We start from the raw sequence: 18,474 nt of genomic DNA, 5'->3' as shown, positions 1-18,474 counted from the left end.
ATGATGATCTGCTTGCCGTAACCGCCGGCCCAGCCGACCTTCTCGACCGTGCCGTTGCCGGCGGCGATGATCGGCGTGCCGATGGGTGCTGCCCAGTCGACGCCGGTGTGCATGCGGACATAGCCGAGGATCGGATGCCTGCGGGCGCCGAACCCGGAGCGGAATTTCCCGGCGGGCAGGGGATTGCGCAACAGGAACTGCTCGGCGCTCGAACCGTCCTCATCGAAATAGTCGGTGCCGCCGTCCTGCATCTGGAAGCGGTAGAAGTTGCGGGTCTGGCCGCCGAACGTCGCCGAGACGTAGAGAAGCTCGGAGCTGTCCGAGGTCTGATCGTCGCCGTCGGGCTGCGAGAACAGGACTTCGATGCGGTCGGCGGGGCTGAGGCGAGACTGGAAGTCGACATCGGACGCCAGCAGCTTGATCAACCGCTGCGTCATCGCCTTGGACATGCCGTAGGAGTAGGCGGCGCGGTAGATGCCGTCATAGACGTTGGGCAGGTTGCCGCGCACCACCACCGGCGCCGACGAATCATCGAAGGCCGTCAGCAATTCGGGGTTCGGATCCGGTTCCTGCGCCGGCACATACTGGCCGCGATCGTTGAGCGCGATGGTGACGATGTGCTGGGTCCGGTCGTAGACGCTGGTGCGCACGACCTTGGCGGCATCGCCGTGAACCTCGAGGCCGACGCGCAGCACGGTTCCAGCCTTGAGCGCCGTCGCATTGAGCAACTTGGCGATGGCTTCGGCCATTCCGGTGGCGTCTTCCCCTGTGTAGCCCGAATCAGCAAAAGCCTCGGTGACGTCGAGATCCTTGGTGAAGGGGATGATTTCCTCGGCGAAAGCCGGCGCCTGGTCGTCAACGGTGGCTCGCGGCGCCACCGAGACGTTTTCCGGCACGATCTTGACGTCGTAGGAGCCGGCCATGCTCTCGGCAAAGGCTTCGCCGAATCGCTGCGGATCGACATAGTGGAGCGAAGCGACCTGCACGGCGCCGTCGCTGAGGTCGGTGCCGGCCTCGCGCACCACTTTTTCCACCTCGTCGGCGGAGAGGTCGCTCTTTTCGTCGAAGGAAGCCGTGTCGATCGGAAAATCGACGGTCTTCAGGCTCATCTCGCTTTCGACCTTGGCGCCGTAGATCTGGCCGGAAGCGGCCGAGGCCGTCGCCGGCTGGGCATTGTCGTCGCCGTCGTCGCCGAACACTTGCATCGGGTCGAAGGGGGGGTAGGCGCGGCTGGTGGTGTGGCCGGCGGCAAGGGCCATCTTGATCTGCACGAAAGGCATGGTGTGGATGACGTCGCGGTCGCCGACCTTGGTGACCATCGACACTTCCATGCGGCGGCGGTCCTTGGCCTTTGCGATCTGACGTGGCGCCACCAGCCTGGTCGTCTTGGCGACTTCGCCGGAATCTCCGTTGCCGGCAAGGCTGATCAACTCGGCGATCTCGGGTGGGGTGGCCAGCTGCTGGCGGCCGTCAAGAGCGGCGAACAGCGCCACGCCCATCAACACGCTCGAGGTCACGCCAGTGAGAAATGTTCCCGACAGCCAGCGTGCAGAAACCTCTCGCCGGTCGGGCGGGCCGCTGCGGCCATCCGCGATCAGCGGCGGCTCATTGCCGAGTTCGGCTATGACATCTTCCGTGTCTGGCATCCAGAAAGGCTGCTTCTTCCCCGGGCGGAACGGCTTGTCGCTTTTGTTGTGGCCGTGACATTTGCCTGTCATGGCAGGTGAAGTCAACGAAGCGCCAGGCTCCGACCGAATTGCCCCCAGGCACTTCTCCTATAGAGCACTCTACCAGGCGGGGCGGTGTACCTTCTCCGCAAGGCCCATCGCACACTCCTATATAGGAGGGCTCCTAAGAGAGGCGCTGCTCGATCGGCGGCGCCCACATTCGATGGCTTTGGTGTCGAACGGCAATGCGGCGGCAATAGGGCTCCTTCCGGGCCGTGCCACGCATGTTGCCAGCGTTCCCCTGGGGCAGTTGGCTATCGACAGATCGGGTCCGAAATTTCTGTCGCAAAAAGTTCAAAAACATTATCGATGTGTGTTGACAGTTGTCGTTGGTGGCGACTATATACGCCTCACGAACGAGGGCGGCTCGCCGCTGGCGACGAAGAAGTTTGCTTCTAAGCCTGCCCTTAGCGAAATTCAAGAGAGCCGCGTAAGCGACACTCGGACGGCCCCGGAGCCAAAAGCGAAGCGGGCCACGACATTGCGTGAAGTGATGTCTGTTCTTTGAAAATTGAATAATGAAGAAAGAGAAACGTGGGCGGCAGAGTCCTGCTGAACCTCTTATCCCGCCAGGGGTATGAGGTTCGAACGAGACTTTGGCGGACACGTTTTGAGAGAATAAAGTCTACCAAGACACGTGAGTGTCTAGGTGTGAATGTTCTCGTCAATTCAAAGCGTGACCAGATAAAAGCCAATCAAAGTTTCAAAACTTGAGAGTTTGATCCTGGCTCAGAACGAACGCTGGCGGCAGGCTTAACACATGCAAGTCGAGCGCCCCGCAAGGGGAGCGGCAGACGGGTGAGTAACGCGTGGGAATCTACCCATCTCTACGGAACAACTCCGGGAAACTGGAGCTAATACCGTATACGTCCTTCGGGAGAAAGATTTATCGGAGATGGATGAGCCCGCGTTGGATTAGCTAGTTGGTGGGGTAATGGCCTACCAAGGCGACGATCCATAGCTGGTCTGAGAGGATGATCAGCCACATTGGGACTGAGACACGGCCCAAACTCCTACGGGAGGCAGCAGTGGGGAATATTGGACAATGGGCGAAAGCCTGATCCAGCCATGCCGCGTGAGTGATGAAGGCCCTAGGGTTGTAAAGCTCTTTCAACGGTGAAGATAATGACGGTAACCGTAGAAGAAGCCCCGGCTAACTTCGTGCCAGCAGCCGCGGTAATACGAAGGGGGCTAGCGTTGTTCGGAATTACTGGGCGTAAAGCGCACGTAGGCGGATTGTTAAGTTAGGGGTGAAATCCCAGGGCTCAACCCTGGAACTGCCTTTAATACTGGCAATCTCGAGTCCGAGAGAGGTGAGTGGAATTCCGAGTGTAGAGGTGAAATTCGTAGATATTCGGAGGAACACCAGTGGCGAAGGCGGCTCACTGGCTCGGTACTGACGCTGAGGTGCGAAAGCGTGGGGAGCAAACAGGATTAGATACCCTGGTAGTCCACGCCGTAAACTATGAGAGCTAGCCGTCGGCAAGTTTACTTGTCGGTGGCGCAGCTAACGCATTAAGCTCTCCGCCTGGGGAGTACGGTCGCAAGATTAAAACTCAAAGGAATTGACGGGGGCCCGCACAAGCGGTGGAGCATGTGGTTTAATTCGAAGCAACGCGCAGAACCTTACCAGCCCTTGACATCCCGGTCGCGGTTTCCAGAGATGGATACCTTCAGTTCGGCTGGACCGGTGACAGGTGCTGCATGGCTGTCGTCAGCTCGTGTCGTGAGATGTTGGGTTAAGTCCCGCAACGAGCGCAACCCTCGCCCTTAGTTGCCAGCATTAAGTTGGGCACTCTAAGGGGACTGCCGGTGATAAGCCGAGAGGAAGGTGGGGATGACGTCAAGTCCTCATGGCCCTTACGGGCTGGGCTACACACGTGCTACAATGGTGGTGACAGTGGGCAGCGAGACCGCGAGGTCGAGCTAATCTCCAAAAACCATCTCAGTTCGGATTGCACTCTGCAACTCGAGTGCATGAAGTTGGAATCGCTAGTAATCGCGGATCAGCATGCCGCGGTGAATACGTTCCCGGGCCTTGTACACACCGCCCGTCACACCATGGGAGTTGGTTTTACCCGAAGGCGCTGTGCTAACCGCAAGGAGGCAGGCGACCACGGTAGGGTCAGCGACTGGGGTGAAGTCGTAACAAGGTAGCCGTAGGGGAACCTGCGGCTGGATCACCTCCTTTCTAAGGAAGAACCTTAATGGAAACGCTCATCTGATGGGCCTCTGCCTTTTGGTTCTCTTGGAACAAGACGGCAAAGAGTCACTTTGACCGTCGCGCATACCTTAAGCGGGTCTGCCGCCTTCGTTTCTCTTTCTTCAGCGAATGACTTTGATTTGCGCTCGCGCGCCGTGTCGCACCCTTCGGGTGCTGGCGCTCCGCGAGGGCGCGGCACGAGCCGCGACGGCCTGTCGGCCTTGCGAGGCTCTGCCTCGATGCCGGCTACCATCTGCGCTTGGGGCTTAGGGCTTGTAGCTCAGTTGGTTAGAGCGCGCGCTTGATAAGCGTGAGGTCGGAGGTTCAAGTCCTCCCAGGCCCACCATCTCTGATGGAAGCTGGGTGGCTTCCTATCTCCTCTACAAAAGGTATCAGGGGCCGTAGCTCAGCTGGGAGAGCGCCTGCTTTGCAAGCAGGATGTCGTCGGTTCGATCCCGTCCGGCTCCACCATTACCTTTGGTGTTGAGTAGAGATGAGGTGTCAGAAAAAAAGTCATTCGTAAAAAAGGTTTGTGGTGAGCGTCTGGCTTGCCGCTTGTTCTGTTTGACATTGTAAAGAGAAGATTTGTTCGAACTTCATGGCAGTAATGCCGTGATTTGTCGCGGGAGACGCTCAATCTCCCGCATATGATGGGCTTGCCTAACCGCACCCTCGAACCGATCTCGAGAAGCTGGTCTTTTTGTGCCAATGACATCGAAGTTTGATCCCGCACAGGATCTGCTTCAGGCGACAATTCCTTTGGAATTGCGTGGATGCCAACTCCGTAAGGGGAAGGCTGAAGCGACAATCCCTTCGGGATTGCGCGGGTGGGCATTGGCAATGAGAACGATCAAGTGTCTTAAGGGCAATTGGTGGATGCCTTGGCATGCACAGGCGATGAAGGACGTGATACGCTGCGATAAGCTACGGGGAGGTGCGAATACCCTTTGATCCGTAGATTTCCGAATGGGGAAACCCACCTAAGGTACTTGGAAAATCAGAGCAGCCAGAAGGTCGCAAGGCCGGATTGCTGCTGTGGTTTCCAAGTATCGATAATAGGTAACTTACCCTGAATACATAGGGGTAAAGTGGCGAACGCGGGGAACTGAAACATCTAAGTACCCGTAGGAAAGGACATCAACCGAGACTCCGGAAGTAGTGGCGAGCGAACCCGGACCAGGCCAGTGGCGATTGAGAGACAAGCGGAACCTTCTGGAAAGTAGGGCCATAGTGGGTGACAGCCCCGTACGCGTAATGCAATCAATCGTCCTCGAGTAAGGCGGGACACGTGAAATCCTGTCTGAAATTGGGGGGACCACCCTCCAAGCCTAAGTACTCGTGCATGACCGATAGCGAACTAGTACCGTGAGGGAAAGGTGAAAAGCACCCCGACAAGGGGAGTGAAAGAGTACCTGAAACCGATTGCCTACAAACAGTGGAAGCCCAAGGTTCGTCCTGGGTGACCACGTACCTTTTGTATAATGGGTCAGCGACTTAGTGTGACGAGCAAGCTTAAACCGCTAGGTGTAGGCGCAGCGAAAGCGAGTCTGAACAGGGCGTTCAGTTCGTCGCATTAGACCCGAAACCGAGTGATCTAGCCATGAGCAGGTTGAAGGTAAGGTAACACTTACTGGAGGACCGAACCCATAACTGTTGCAATAGTTCGGGATGACTTGTGGCTAGGGGTGAAAGGCCAATCAAACTCGGAAATAGCTGGTTCTCCGCGAAATCTATTTAGGTAGAGCGTCGACCGAATACCCCAGGGGGTAGAGCACTGGATGGGCTAGGGGTCCTCACCGGATTACCAAACCTAACCAAACTCCGAATACCTGGGAGTACTAGTCGGCAGACACACGGCGGGTGCTAACGTCCGTCGTGAAAAGGGAAACAACCCTGACCTACAGCTAAGGTCCCCAAGTTATGGCTAAGTGGGAAAGGATGTGAGGATCCCAAAACAACCAGGATGTTGGCTTAGAAGCAGCCATCATTTAAAGAAAGCGTAACAGCTCACTGGTCTAAATAAGGGTCTTTGCGCCGAAAATGTAACGGGGCTAAAGCCATACACCGAAGCTTAGGGTTTGGTCCGCAAGGGCCAAGCGGTAGCGGAGCGTTCTGTAAGCTGATGAAGCCATACCCGTGAGGGGTGGTGGAGGTATCAGAAGTGCGAATGCTGACATGAGTAACGTAAGGGGAGTGAGAGACTCCCCCGCCGAAAGACCAAGGGTTCCTGCTTAAAGCTAATCTGAGCAGGGTTAGCCGGCCCCTAAGACGAGGCGGAAACGCGTAGTCGATGGGAACCACGTTAATATTCGTGGGCTTGGAGGTAGTGACGGATCATTGAGGTAGTCCAATCTTATCGGATTGAACGGGCTGCTGCGTGGTTCCAGGAAATAGCTCCTCCTTATAAACCGTACCCGAAACCGACACTGGTGGTCTGGTAGAGTATACCAAGGCGCTTGAGAGAACTATGCTGAAGGAACTCGGCAAATTGCACGCGTAACTTCGGAAGAAGCGTGACCCTTTTCTACGCAAGTAGAGGAGGGTGGCACAGACCAGGGGGTAGCGACTGTTTATCAAAAACACAGGGCTCTGCGAAGTCGCAAGACGACGTATAGGGTCTGACGCCTGCCCGGTGCTGGAAGGTTAAGAGGAGGGGTGCAAGCTCTGAATCGAAGCCCCAGTAAACGGCGGCCGTAACTATAACGGTCCTAAGGTAGCGAAATTCCTTGTCGGGTAAGTTCCGACCTGCACGAATGGCGTAACGACTTCCCCGCTGTCTCCAGCATAGACTCAGTGAAATTGAATTCCCCGTGAAGATGCGGGGTTCCTGCGGTTAGACGGAAAGACCCCGTGCACCTTTACTATAGCTTTACATTGGCATTCGTAGTGGCATGTGTAGGATAGGTGGTAGGCTTTGAAGCCTGGGCGCCAGCTCAGGTGGAGCCACCCTTGAAATACCACCCTTATTACTATGGATGTCTAACCGCGGCCCGTTATCCGGGTCCGGGACAATGTATGGTGGGTAGTTTGACTGGGGCGGTCGCCTCCTAAAGAGTAACGGAGGCGCGCGATGGTGGGCTCAGAACGGTCGGAAATCGTTCGCTGAGTGCAATGGCATAAGCCTGCCTGACTGCGAGACTGACAAGTCGAGCAGAGACGAAAGTCGGTCATAGTGATCCGGTGGTCCCGCGTGGAAGGGCCATCGCTCAACGGATAAAAGGTACGCCGGGGATAACAGGCTGATGACCCCCAAGAGTCCATATCGACGGGGTTGTTTGGCACCTCGATGTCGACTCATCGCATCCTGGGGCTGGAGCAGGTCCCAAGGGTATGGCTGTTCGCCATTTAAAGCGGTACGTGAGTTGGGTTCAGAACGTCGTGAGACAGTTCGGTCCCTATCTGCCGTGGGTGTAGGAATATTGAAAGGATCTGTCCCTAGTACGAGAGGACCGGGATGGACGGATCTCTGGTGGACCTGTTGTGGCGCCAGCCGCATAGCAGGGTAGCTATATCCGGACGGGATAACCGCTGAAGGCATCTAAGCGGGAAACCCACCTTAAAACGAGTATTCCCTGAGAACCGTGGAAGACGACCACGTTGATAGGCCGGGTGTGGAAGAGCGGCAACGCTTGAAGCTTACCGGTACTAATAGTTCGATCGGCTTGATCGTTCTCATTCCTTATGCCCATCTGACAAAGTCAGATGGTCTGTTCTCACTCACGCTTGTTCCGCCCTGCGGGCGGCGCTACGTGGGTGCGGCGCATCAGCGCCGACGGTCGGTCGACCTTGCGAAGCTTCGCTTCGAAAGGCGCCAGACCAAGAACCGTAAAGGCACACAAAGACCAGCGAACAGCCCCGAGAGGCACCCGACAGCTCCGCTGCCGATGTCTCTTTGTGCGCCTTCGCTCAAAAGCTTCTCGAACAACGTGCGTTTTGCCGACCTGGTGGTTATGGCGGAGCGGCTGCACCCGATCCCATTCCGAACTCGGCCGTGAAACGCTCCAGCGCTGATGGTACTTCGTCTCAAGACGCGGGAGAGTAGGTCGCTGCCAGGTCTGCCAAACGCACGTTGATCTCACATCCAAATCGGATGGAGAAAAATCTTCTCTTTATGAAATGGCCCGCCAAGGGATCACGGGCCGCGTAAGCGGCCCTTTCATTTGGTCAGCCATATACCTATCTGTAGGCCTCGGCTTACACAAAAATTGACGCGGGGTGGAGCAGCCCGGTAGCTCGTCAGGCTCATAACCTGAAGGTCACAGGTTCAAATCCTGTCCCCGCAACCAAATTCAAAAAAGCCCGCCATCGTGCGGGCTTTTTGTTTTGTGCCGTGCTGTGCTGCCGGCCTGTCATCAGGCGCCCGCAACCAGCCAAGCCAAGCCGCCAGACAGAAAACGCAAATCCTCTCCCCAAAACCAACATCAAAAACAGCCCGCCAGCCACAAATGCCCGCGCGCCGTTTTGATATGCGGCTGGGGTGGCCATCGATCTGCCCAGGCTCAGGCCCCCGAAAGCGAAGCCGAAGCTGCAGCCGACTTTCTGGCCAAGCGGACATATGGAGAGCGTCACGCTGCGCCCGGAACAGATCTATCAAAGACAGGATCGGGGGCTTCAGGCGATAAAGACGCGGCCGGCGGGAGGGTACCATGCGAGCCCCCGTGCGGATATTCCACCACCCTCTCCGGTTTCGCGGCCAAAGGCCGGTAAGGCCTTGCCCAGCCCGTACGGCATCTTGGCGGCCGCGCCCAGCCTCGTCGACCGGAGCGTAGGAATCCCCTTGAAGTAGGCTATGAAATATATTTCACTATGTGAATTATATTGACAATGCGCGCCCGGGCTGTAATGTTCCGATCGTCGGCTTTCGGAGGAAGGTCGGCATCATCAAATCCATACGGCAGCGCTCACTGAGTGCCTGCAACGGTCATTGAGGATGGCTTCGGCCAAGGGAGGAAACTTGCGCAAATTTCTGAGCACGCTCGCAATCGCGGCGGCTGCATCGACCTGCTTCGGGTCGATGCAGGTACGCGCCGAAACCCCTAACCCGTTCAAATGCGAGCCGGGTGAAAAATACGTCATGAACGTGATGGTCTCGGGCGTCGAATACTGGTTCCCGGTCTATGAAATGTTCAAGCAGGCCGGCCGGCAGTTCGGCTGCGAGACCGCCTATACGGGTACGCCGGAATACGACGTCAACAAGCAGATCGCCACCTTCGACCAGGCACTGGCGCAGAAGCCGGCCGGCATACTGGTACACCCGATGAACTCCGATCCGTTCATCGAGCCGATCAACCGCGCCATCGAGCAGGGCACCGCGGTGGTGACCTTCGCCGCCGACTCGCCGAATTCCAAGCGCGTCTCCTACATCACCTCCGACAACAATGCCGAAGGCACCTATGCCGCCGACGCCGTTGCCAAGGCGATGGATGGCAAGGGCGAATATGCGGTGCTGGAGAATCCCGGCCAGGACAACCACGACAAGCGCGTCAACGCCTTCGTTGCCCGCATGGAAGCCAAATGGCCCGACATGAAGCTCGTCGGCCGCGCCGCTTCGAACCAGGATCCGACCAAGGCCTATCAGGCGGTTTTGAGCCTGGCCCAGGCGCATCCGGACCTCGGCGCCGTGTTCATGCCGGAGGCCAACTCGGCCATCGGTGCTGCCCAGGCCGCCAAGGAAGGCGGCGGCAAGATCCGCGTCATGCTCGCCGACGTCAACGCCAAGATCCTCGACATGATCAAGGCCGGCGAGATCTTCGGCTCGGTCAATCCCAACCAGGGCATGCAGGGCTATATGGGCTTCATGCTGTTGTGGATGGCCAAGCATCCCGGCCTGATCGATCCGATGAACGACGCCAAGCGTTCGGGTTTCAACCCGATGAGCGTGCCCTTCGTCGACAATGGCTTCTCCATCGTCTCCAAGGACAATGCGGACGACTTCTACTGGGACAAGTACCTCAAGCGTCGCGGCACCAAGGGCATCGAGGAATAGTCTCGATCGCCGCCCCGGCCTCCACAAGGCCGGACCAACCGGGAAGGAGGCTTCGGCCTCCTTCCTCCCCCGCAAGCATCGCAGGAGCATGGCGTGACCCAGTCGCCCATTCTTGAAATCCGCGGTCTGTCCAAGGCGTTCGGCCCGGTCAAGGCACTGAACGACGTGCGGTTCGAGCTGCGGCGCGGCGAAATCCATGCGCTGTGCGGCGAGAACGGCGCCGGCAAGTCGACGCTGATGAACATGATCGCCGGTGTATTGCAGCCCGACGAGGGCGACATCCTGATCGATGGCGAGCGTGTTTCGATCCACTCGCCCGCGGCCGCCCAACGTCTCGGCATCGCGCTTGTCCACCAGGAGATCGCGCTGTGCCAGGACGCCACGGTTGCCGAAAACATCTACATGGCCGCGATCAACAGCCGGCGCGCACCGCTGATGAATTTCCAGAAGCTCTACGCTGACGCCCAGAAGGTCATGGACCTGCTCGCGCCCATTCCGGTGCACACCAGGGTCGCCGACCTCTCCATTTCCAACCAGCAGCTCGTCGAGATCGCCAAGGCGCTGACGCTCGACTGCAAGGTGCTGATGCTCGACGAGCCGACCGCCGCACTCACCGAAAGCGAAGCGCAACGCCTGTTCTCGATCGTGCGCGGGCTTAGGGAACGTGGCATTTCGGTGGTCTATATCAGCCACCGCATGGCCGAGATCTTCTCGCTCTGCGACCGCGTCACCGTCTTCCGCGACGGCCGCTACGTGGCGACCGATGCGATAGCCGCCGTTTCACCCGACGATGTCGTGCGCAAAATGGTGGGCCGCGAAATCACCCAGCTCTATCCCGACAAGCTGGCGCCGCAAGAGCCTGGGCGCCTTCTCCTGTCGGTCGAGGGGCTTTCCGATGGGCGCCGCTTCGCCGACGTCGATCTGCAGCTTCGCGCTGGCGAAATTCTGGGCATAGGCGGCCTGATCGGCGCCGGCCGCAGCGAGATCGCACAGACGGTCTGCGGCCTCAGGCCAATGACCTCTGGAACCGTCGCGCTCGACGGAAAGCAGCTGCGGCTGCGCAGTTATGGCGATGCGGTCAAGGCGGGGCTGGTCTATCTCTCTGAGGATCGCAAAGGGTCCGGCGTGTTCCTCGATCTGCCGATCGCGGCGAACATATCGGCGCTCGACCTCGGCCGGCTCACCGGGCGCCTCGGCCTGCTCGACCGCAAGGCCGAGGATCGTCAGGCGCGGGAGCTGACCGGCAGGCTCGGCGTGCGCATGGCCGGCATCGAGGCCACTGTGTCGACGCTGAGCGGTGGCAACCAGCAGAAGGTTGCCATCGCCAAGCAGCTGTCCGTCAGTCCCAAGGTCATCATCATGGACGAGCCGACGCGCGGGATCGATGTCGGCGCCAAGGTCGAGATTCACCGGCTGCTGCGCCAGCTAGCCGGCAGCGGTGTCGGCGTCATCATCATCTCGTCCGAACTGCCGGAGCTGATTGGCTTGTGCGACCGCGTTCTTGTGGTGCGCGAAGGCAGGATCGCCGGCGAACTCGCCGCCAGCGAGCTCGGTGAAGAAGCCATCATCATGCTCGCCTCGGGCGTCCAGGACAGTTCAATTCAAAGGCAGGCCCAGAATGTCGCCTAGGGAATCAGGAGAAGCGCTCGTGCACGCCGAGATCAAGTCCGCCGGGCGGCGCATCAACTTCGCTCACCTCGCCTCGATGCGCGAGGCCGGGCTGATCGTCATCATCCTGGCGCTGTGCATCGCCATGAGCTTCGCCTCGCCGCACTTCCTGACATGGGGCAATTTCCGCGCCATGCTGATGAGCTTCTCCATCGAAGGCATCGTCGTCGTCGGCATGACCGTCCTGCTCATCGTTGGCGGCATCGACCTTTCCGTCGGCTCCGTCGTGTGTTTCTCGATGGTGGTCTCGGGTGCGCTGTTCCTCGCCGGGCTCGATCCCTGGACGGCAAGCCTGATCGGCATCGGCGTCAGCGCGCTGATCGGCGCGGCCATGGGCTTCTTCGTGACCGTGATAGGGCTCAATCATTTCATCACGTCGCTGGCCGCCATGGTCATCGTGCGCGGCATGTGCCTGGTGGTCACCAAGGGCACGCCGCTGTCGCTGTTCACCTTGCCGCCGGCCTTCAAGGCCATCGGCCAGGGCAGTTTCAACAACATCCCCTATGTCATCCTGATCTTCATCGTCGTGGTGGCGATCTTCGACTTCCTGCTGCGTCGCGCCACGGCCTTCCGCAAGGTTTTCTACACCGGCTCCAACGAGAAGGCCGCGCAGTTCTCCGGCATCAGGACCAATCAGGTGAAGTTCTGGGTCACGGTGCTGTGCTCGACCCTCGCCGGAGTGGCCGGCGTCATCTACATGGCGCGCTTCGGCGCGGCGACGCCGACCTTCGGCGCCGGCATGGAGCTCAACATCATCGCCGCGGCCGTCATCGGCGGCGCCTCGCTGAATGGCGGCTCGGGCACCATCTTCGGGGCGATCCTCGGCATGGCTCTGCTGTCGGTGGTGACGAGCTCGCTTATCCTGCTCGATGTCTCGGTCTATTGGCAGGACATGATCAAGGGATGCATCCTGCTGGCAGCGGTGTCGATCGATCACTTCCTGCACCGCAAGAAGTCCTGAACCTCAAAGGCGGCGAAACAAGACCATGGCCCCTCCCAACACCCGCGACGACATCGCCGCTGTTCGTCAGATGCACCAGGCGCTTGTCCTGCATTATGTCGAAGGCAAGACCCAGGCCGAGATCGCCGGGGAACTCGGCATCTCGCACGCGACCGTCAACCGGCTGATCAAGCGCGGTCACCAGCTCGGTCTCGTCGAGATCAAGATCAAGTCGCCGATCGATCATCTGGTCGACCTGGAAGCGCGGCTGGTGGCGCTGGGCGGCATCGAGCGGGCGATGGTGGTGCCGTCGGTCTCCGAAAATCCGCACACCGCCCTGCAGCGGGTCGGCGAGGCGGCGGCTGGGCTGCTGCTCGACACCATCAAGGACGGCGACACCATTTCGATCACCGGCGGCAAGGGCGTCAGCGCGCTGGTCGCCGGTCTCAAGCCGGGGCGCCGCTACGACGTCGAAATCATTCCCGCCACCGGGCTGGTGCAGGGCAAGCACTACACCGATGTCAACCACGTCGCCTCGCTGATGGCCGACAAGCTCGGCGGCCGCGCCTACCAGATCCATGCGCCGTTGTTTGCGGACACCGCGCAGCAGCGCGAGATGCTGATGGGCATCAGCTCCGTCGCCGACGTGTTTCGCAAGGCGCGCGAGGCCGATGTCGCGGTGGTGGGTGTCGGCTCCATCCTGACCGACGATTCCAGCTACTACGATTTGCATCCGTCCTCGAATGCCGATCGCCAGGCGATCGAGAAGTCCGGGGCAACAGGCGAGCTGCTCGCCCATCTCATCGATCGCCGGGGCAAGCTTTGCAACTACTCGCTCAACCGTTCGCTGGTCTCGTTGACGCTTGACGAGTTCGCGACCATCCCGCGCTCGATCGGCATTGCAAGTGGCGCCAGCAAGGTCGCGCCGATCCTCGCCGCAATGCGCGGAAATCATCTCGACACCATCGTCACGGACGAGGCCACGGGGCTCCAGATCCTCGAGCTGGCCGAACAGGAGGCAGCATGAATTCTCGACAGATCCAGCGGCAGATCGGCAAGTCCGGCATATCGGCGTCGGCCGTGGGCCTGGGCACCTGGGCGATTGGCGGATGGATGTGGGGCGGCACCGACGAAAAGGAGTCGGTGCGGGCGATCGAAGCCTCGATCGATGCCGGCCTCAGCCTGATCGACACAGCGCCGGCCTACGGTCTTGGCCGCAGCGAGGCGATCGTCGGCACCGCCATCAAGGGCAAGCGCGACAAGGTGGTGATCGCGACCAAATGCGGGCTGAACTGGCATTCGGGCAAGGGCGGGCATTTCTTCGACCAGGACGACAAGCCAGTGCATCGCTATCTCGGCGCCGACGGCATCGCCTATGAGGTCGAGCAGAGCCTGCGGCGTCTCGGCACCGATCATATCGACCTCTACATCACCCATTGGCAGGACCCGACGACGCCGATCGCCGAGACGATGGCGGTATTGGAAAAGCTCAAGGCAGCCGGCAAGATCCGCGCCATCGGCGTCAGCAATATCAGCGCCGAGGATCTCGGCCATTATATCGATGCCGGCCAGCTCGATGCGATCCAGGAGCGCTATTCGATGATCGACCGCGACATCGAGAGCAGCCTGCTGCCGATCACTCGCCGCCATGACATCGCCACGCTCAGCTATTCGTCGCTGGCGCTGGGGCTGCTCACCGGCACGGTCGACCCCGGCCGCACATTCGGCGGCGACGACCAGCGCAAGGACAACCCGCGCTTTTCCACGGCCAACCGGCAGAAGGTGGCAAAGCTGAAAGAGGCCATCGCCCCTATCGCCGAGAGCCACCAGGCGTCGACCGCGCAGATCGTCATCGCCTGGACGCTCGCCCAGCCGGGCATCACCTTCGCCCTGTGCGGCGCGCGCAATCCCGAACAGGCGCTCGACAATGCACGGGCCGGGGAGATCACGCTTGCGGCAGGCGAGCTTGCGGCAATCGACGCCGCGGCAGCCGCGCATCTCACTGCGATGGATGCCTGAGAAAAAAGGCAACAGCCCCGATGAACCGTAGCCATACGTTAGCCGGTCTGCGCGACCGGCCTGATATCGCCGTGCTCGTCATCGGTGGCGGCATCAACGGCATCAGCGTCTTTCGCGAACTGGCGCTGCAAGGCGTCGATGTCGTGCTGGCGGAAAAGGGCGATTATTGCAGCGGCGCCAGTGCCGCCCTTTCACGCATGGTGCATGGCGGCCTGCGTTATCTCGAAAACGGCGAATTCAAACTGGTGCGCGAATCGCTGCTCGAACGTGACCGGCTGCTGAGGAATGCCCCGCACTATGTGGCCCCGTTGCCGACGACGGTGCCGATCTTCGACATTTTCTCCGGCCTTGCCAACGGTGCGGTGCGTTTCCTGGGTCTGACGCGGCGGCCGAGCCGGCGTGGTGCGCTGGTCATCAAGACCGGCCTTGCCATGTACGACCTGTTCACCGCCGCACGGCGTTTGATGCCGACGCACAGGTTCAGGGGCCGCGCCGAAACCTTGAAAAAATGGCCGGCGATCAATCCGGCGATCCGCAATTCGGCGACCTACTACGACGCCTGGGTGAGCCGGCCCGAACGCCTCGGCCTGGAGATGCTGCTGGACGCCACGGCGAGCGCGGCGAACGCCCGCGCCTTGAACTACGCTCAGGTATCGTCGACAGGTGATAGCCTCGCCATTACCGACACGCTGACGGGCGAACAACTGCCGGTACGGGCGCAATTGGTCATCAACGCTACTGGCGGCTGGATCGACCTGACCAACAAGGCCATCGGGGCGGCGGCGCAGACGATGATGGGCGGCACCAAGGGCTCGCATCTCATCGTCGACAATGCAGAACTGTTCGACGCGCTCGGCGGCCATATGGTCTATTACGAGAACGAGGACGGGCGCATCTGCATCCTGTTTCCCTATCTCGGCAAGGTGCTGATCGGCTCGACCGACATCCGGGTCGACGATCCGGACAAGGTGCGTTGCGAGGAGGACGAGCAGCGCTACATCCTGCAGTCGCTCGCCTTTGTATTCCCCTCGATCAAAGTAGCTGAAAACCAGATCGTGTTCCGCTTCGCCGGCGTGCGACCCTTGCCCGCCAGCGAGGACAGTTTTACCAGCCGCATACCGCGCGATCATTTTTGCGAGTTCGTAGAAGCGAGCGGGCACCTGCCGGCGACACTGTGCATGGTCGGAGGCAAGTGGACCACCTTCCGTTCGTTTGGAGCGCTGGCCGCCGACATGGCACTGAAGCGGCTCGGCCTCGCGCGCAGCCAGGGCACGCAGGACATGGCCATCGGTGGCGGCCGTGATTTTCCGGCCGACCCGGACGCCTGGTGCGCGTCATTCGCCGCCGAGCATGGCCTGACGGTCGAGCGCGCGCAAACGCTTCTGCAGCGCTATGGCACGTCGGCCAGGGATTTCGTTTCGCACCCGGCGGGCGAACAGATGCTGCCGCAGTCGGACTATTCGGCAAGCGAGATGGGGCGCATCATCGAGCGCGAGCAGGTCGAGTGCCTTGCCGACCTGTTCTTGCGCCGCACCACCATCGCCATTTCAGGCGGTCTCAGCTTCGACCTCGTCAACGCCGTTCTCGACATGCTGGCGGCGCACAAGGACTGGAGCGCCAGCGAGGCTGCCACCGAGCGCTCGACCTTCCTCGCCTTGCTGGCCGACCGGCACGGCATCGACCTCCAGACACATCAAAGGAGCGCCCTATGCGCGTAAACAAGAAAGTCCGTATGAACCGGCTGTTCGGCGGCGGCCGCTGCCTCGACGTCGCCATCGATCATGGCGTCTGCAACGAGCCGAGTTTCCTTGCCGGGCTGGAAGACATGGCCAGCGTGGTCAACCAGCTGGTCAAGGCCGGCCCCGACGCCATCCAGATGAACTACGGCCAGGCCGACCTGCTGCAGGCCGTGCCTGGCAAGGACAAGCCGGCGCTGGTGATGCGCATCGACATGGGCAATCCCTATAACAGGATACGCCACCGGGCGATGTGGGCGGTGCTGCAGAACGAAGCCGAGCCCTTGCTTGGCGCCATCGAGATGGATGCGGCTTGCGTCGTGGTCAATCTGTTCATGCTACCCGACGAGCCGGACCTGTTCCGGCAATGCGTGCAGAACATCGCCCGCGTGCGCGCCGATTGCGAGAAATACGGCCTGCCGCTGATGATCGAGCCGCTGGCCATGCTGCCGGTCACCGAGCATGGCGGCTACATGGTCGACGGCGACGCCGATAAGATCGTCACCTTGACCCGGCTTGCCCGCGAGATGGGTGCCGATATCGTCAAGGCCGACCCGACCACCGATCCCAACGACTTCCACCGCGTTGTCGAGGCGGCGCGCTGCCCGGTGCTGGTGCGCGGCGGCGGCAAGGAGGATCTGCGTGCCGTGTTCGACAAGTCGGCCGCCTTGATGGCACAGGGTGCGCTTGGCATGGTCTATGGCCGCAACATCTACCAGCATGCCAACCCGAGCGCTGTCGTGCGCGGGCTGATGGCAATCATTCACGACGATGCCGATGGCGGCGCAGCCTGGGATCTGTACAACCAGGCATAGGCTGCGGCCTCGGGAGGCGCCAATGGCAAGCTATATCCTCGGTCTCGATGCCGGCAACACCGTCATCAAGGCCATCCTCTTCGACCTGTCGGGCCGCGAACTGGCATTCGCCGCCCGTGACGGCCGCTCGTCCATGCCAAAGCCCGGACATGTCGAACGCGACCTCGACGAACTCTGGCGCAATGCGGTCTCGGTCATTGGTCAATGCATCGCTGAAGCCGGTATCGACGCCGGCGAGATCGTCGCCATCGGCTGCGCCGGCCATGGCAACGGGCTCTACGCGCTCGATCGTGCGGGCGCGCCATTGATCGGCATCCAGTCGCTCGACACACGCGCCGTCGACATCGTTGCCGAATGGGCAGAACAGAATGTCGGCGACCGCACCTACGCACATTGCCTGCAGCGGCCGTGGGCGGCGCAGACGCCGACCCTGCTTGCCTGGCTCAAGCGCTTTTCGCCGGCTTTGTTTGCCAGCATCGGAACTGTGTTCTTGTGCAAGGATTTCGTCGTCAACCGCCTGACAGGTGCGCGCAGCAGCGATACTTCAGATATGTCGGGCTGCGGCCTGCTGCAGATGCAGGACCGCCGCTACGAGCCGGACCTGCTTGCCGCCTATGGGCTCGGCGATTGCATGGACCTACTGCCGCCAGTGCTGGAATCGGCCGACATTGCCGGCCATGTCAGCGCGGAGGTGGCGGCCCTGACGGGACTGCGCGCCGGCACGCCGGTCGTTGCCGGGCTGTTCGATGTCGTCGCCAGCGCGGTCGGTTCGGGCGTGACCAGAACCGGTGCCGCCTCGGTCATCGCCGGAACCTGGAGCATCAACCAGGTCATCACCGACAAGCCGATCCGCGACCCTTCGATCTTCATGCTGTCGACTTTCGATCGCCAGCGCTATCTGGCGATCGAATCCAGTGCCACCTCGGCCGCCAATCTCGAATGGATCGTTCGCGAATTCCTCGAACATGGCGGCGAAGCCGGCAAGTCGCCATTCGAATTGTGCAGCGAACTGGTGGCGTCCGTCGATCCCAACAGCGACATCCCGATCTATCATCCCTTCCTTTATGGCTCGCAGCAGAATGGCCATGCGCGCGCCGGCTTCTACGGCATCGCCGGCTGGCACAGCCGAGCCCATCTGCTGCGTGCGCTGTTCGAGGGGGTCGCCTTCGAGCACAAGCGCCATGTCGAGACCTTGCACAAAGCGGGCGCCGATTTCGACCAGGTGGTGTTGTCCGGCGGCGGCTCGCGCAGCAGCGTCTGGCCGCAGATTTTCGCCGATGTGCTCGGCGTGCCCGTCACCGTGGCGCGCAGCCGCGAAACCGGCGCGCTGGGAGCGGCGATCGCGGCGGGCACCGGCGTCGGCATTTTCGCGGACTACAG

General features: G+C 60.7%; 10 protein-coding genes, 3 tRNA genes and 3 rRNA genes. 15 read left to right on the top strand and 1 reads right to left on the bottom strand.

The window, feature by feature from the left end; all coding sequences use genetic code 11:
* A partial coding sequence (locus tag EN969_RS01480) for a M23 family metallopeptidase (RefSeq protein ID WP_164754936.1) occupies positions 1-1,646 on the bottom strand: 1,646 nt, incomplete at its 3' end.
* Positions 1,647-1,890: 244 nt separating this feature from the next.
* On the opposite strand from EN969_RS01480, the gene EN969_RS01475 reads away from it, so the two are divergent.
* The 15 genes from EN969_RS01475 to EN969_RS01405 all read left to right on the top strand — a co-directional run.
* A complete protein-coding gene (locus tag EN969_RS01475) occupies positions 1,891-2,235 on the top strand; it encodes a hypothetical protein (protein ID WP_063169063.1) in 345 nt (114 codons plus the stop codon).
* A 198-nt stretch (positions 2,236-2,433) separates the two neighbouring features.
* Positions 2,434-3,918: ribosomal RNA gene (locus tag EN969_RS01470) — 16S ribosomal RNA — on the top strand.
* A gap of 281 nt (positions 3,919-4,199) precedes the next feature.
* Positions 4,200-4,276: transfer RNA gene (locus EN969_RS01465), tRNA-Ile, on the top strand.
* 49 nt (positions 4,277-4,325) lie between these two features.
* Positions 4,326-4,401, top strand: a tRNA-Ala gene (locus tag EN969_RS01460).
* A gap of 377 nt (positions 4,402-4,778) precedes the next feature.
* Positions 4,779-7,600 (top strand): 23S ribosomal RNA (locus tag EN969_RS01455).
* 270 nt (positions 7,601-7,870) lie between these two features.
* A 5S ribosomal RNA gene (gene rrf, locus EN969_RS01450) occupies positions 7,871-7,985 on the top strand.
* Together the 16S, 23S and 5S rRNA genes with 3 tRNA genes alongside form the textbook arrangement of a ribosomal RNA operon.
* Positions 7,986-8,139: 154 nt before the next feature.
* Positions 8,140-8,216: transfer RNA gene (locus EN969_RS01445), tRNA-Met, on the top strand.
* Positions 8,217-8,884: 668 nt separating this feature from the next.
* The gene (locus EN969_RS01440) at positions 8,885-9,916 is read left to right on the top strand and encodes a substrate-binding domain-containing protein (protein ID WP_127224204.1); all 1,032 of its coding nucleotides are present in this window, start codon (positions 8,885-8,887) and stop codon (positions 9,914-9,916) included.
* Positions 9,917-10,009: 93 nt separating this feature from the next.
* A complete protein-coding gene (locus EN969_RS01435) occupies positions 10,010-11,545 on the top strand; it encodes a sugar ABC transporter ATP-binding protein (RefSeq protein ID WP_063169062.1) in 1,536 nt (511 codons plus the stop codon).
* A 76-nt stretch (positions 11,546-11,621) separates the two neighbouring features.
* Entirely contained in the window at positions 11,622-12,545 is a 924-nt protein-coding gene (locus EN969_RS01430; protein WP_224674565.1) for an ABC transporter permease, read from the top strand.
* A gap of 25 nt (positions 12,546-12,570) precedes the next feature.
* Positions 12,571-13,551, top strand: coding sequence for a sugar-binding transcriptional regulator (locus tag EN969_RS01425; RefSeq protein WP_024504451.1), 981 nt, complete (start codon positions 12,571-12,573; stop codon positions 13,549-13,551).
* Positions 13,548-14,543: an aldo/keto reductase gene (locus EN969_RS01420; protein ID WP_063169061.1), complete on the top strand. Its 996-nt coding sequence runs from the start codon at positions 13,548-13,550 to the stop codon at positions 14,541-14,543. Before EN969_RS01425 ends, EN969_RS01420 begins: the two co-directional genes overlap by 4 nt.
* Before the next feature lie 20 nt (positions 14,544-14,563).
* Positions 14,564-16,261: a glycerol-3-phosphate dehydrogenase/oxidase gene (locus EN969_RS01415; RefSeq protein ID WP_063169060.1), complete on the top strand. Its 1,698-nt coding sequence runs from the start codon at positions 14,564-14,566 to the stop codon at positions 16,259-16,261.
* A 14-nt stretch (positions 16,262-16,275) separates the two neighbouring features.
* Complete coding sequence (locus EN969_RS01410; protein ID WP_024504448.1) at positions 16,276-17,094, top strand: aldolase; 819 nt, start codon at positions 16,276-16,278, stop codon at positions 17,092-17,094.
* A 22-nt stretch (positions 17,095-17,116) separates the two neighbouring features.
* The coding region (locus tag EN969_RS01405) for an FGGY-family carbohydrate kinase (protein ID WP_245467405.1) at positions 17,117-18,474 on the top strand (1,358 nt) is incomplete at its 3' end.

The organism is Mesorhizobium sp. M7A.F.Ca.CA.003.01.2.1 (assembly GCF_003998945.1).
GTDB lineage: Bacteria > Pseudomonadota > Alphaproteobacteria > Rhizobiales > Rhizobiaceae > Mesorhizobium > Mesorhizobium ciceri.
The sequence above is the reverse complement of the archived record's forward strand: the minus strand, read 5'-3'. Positions and strand labels throughout refer to the sequence as shown.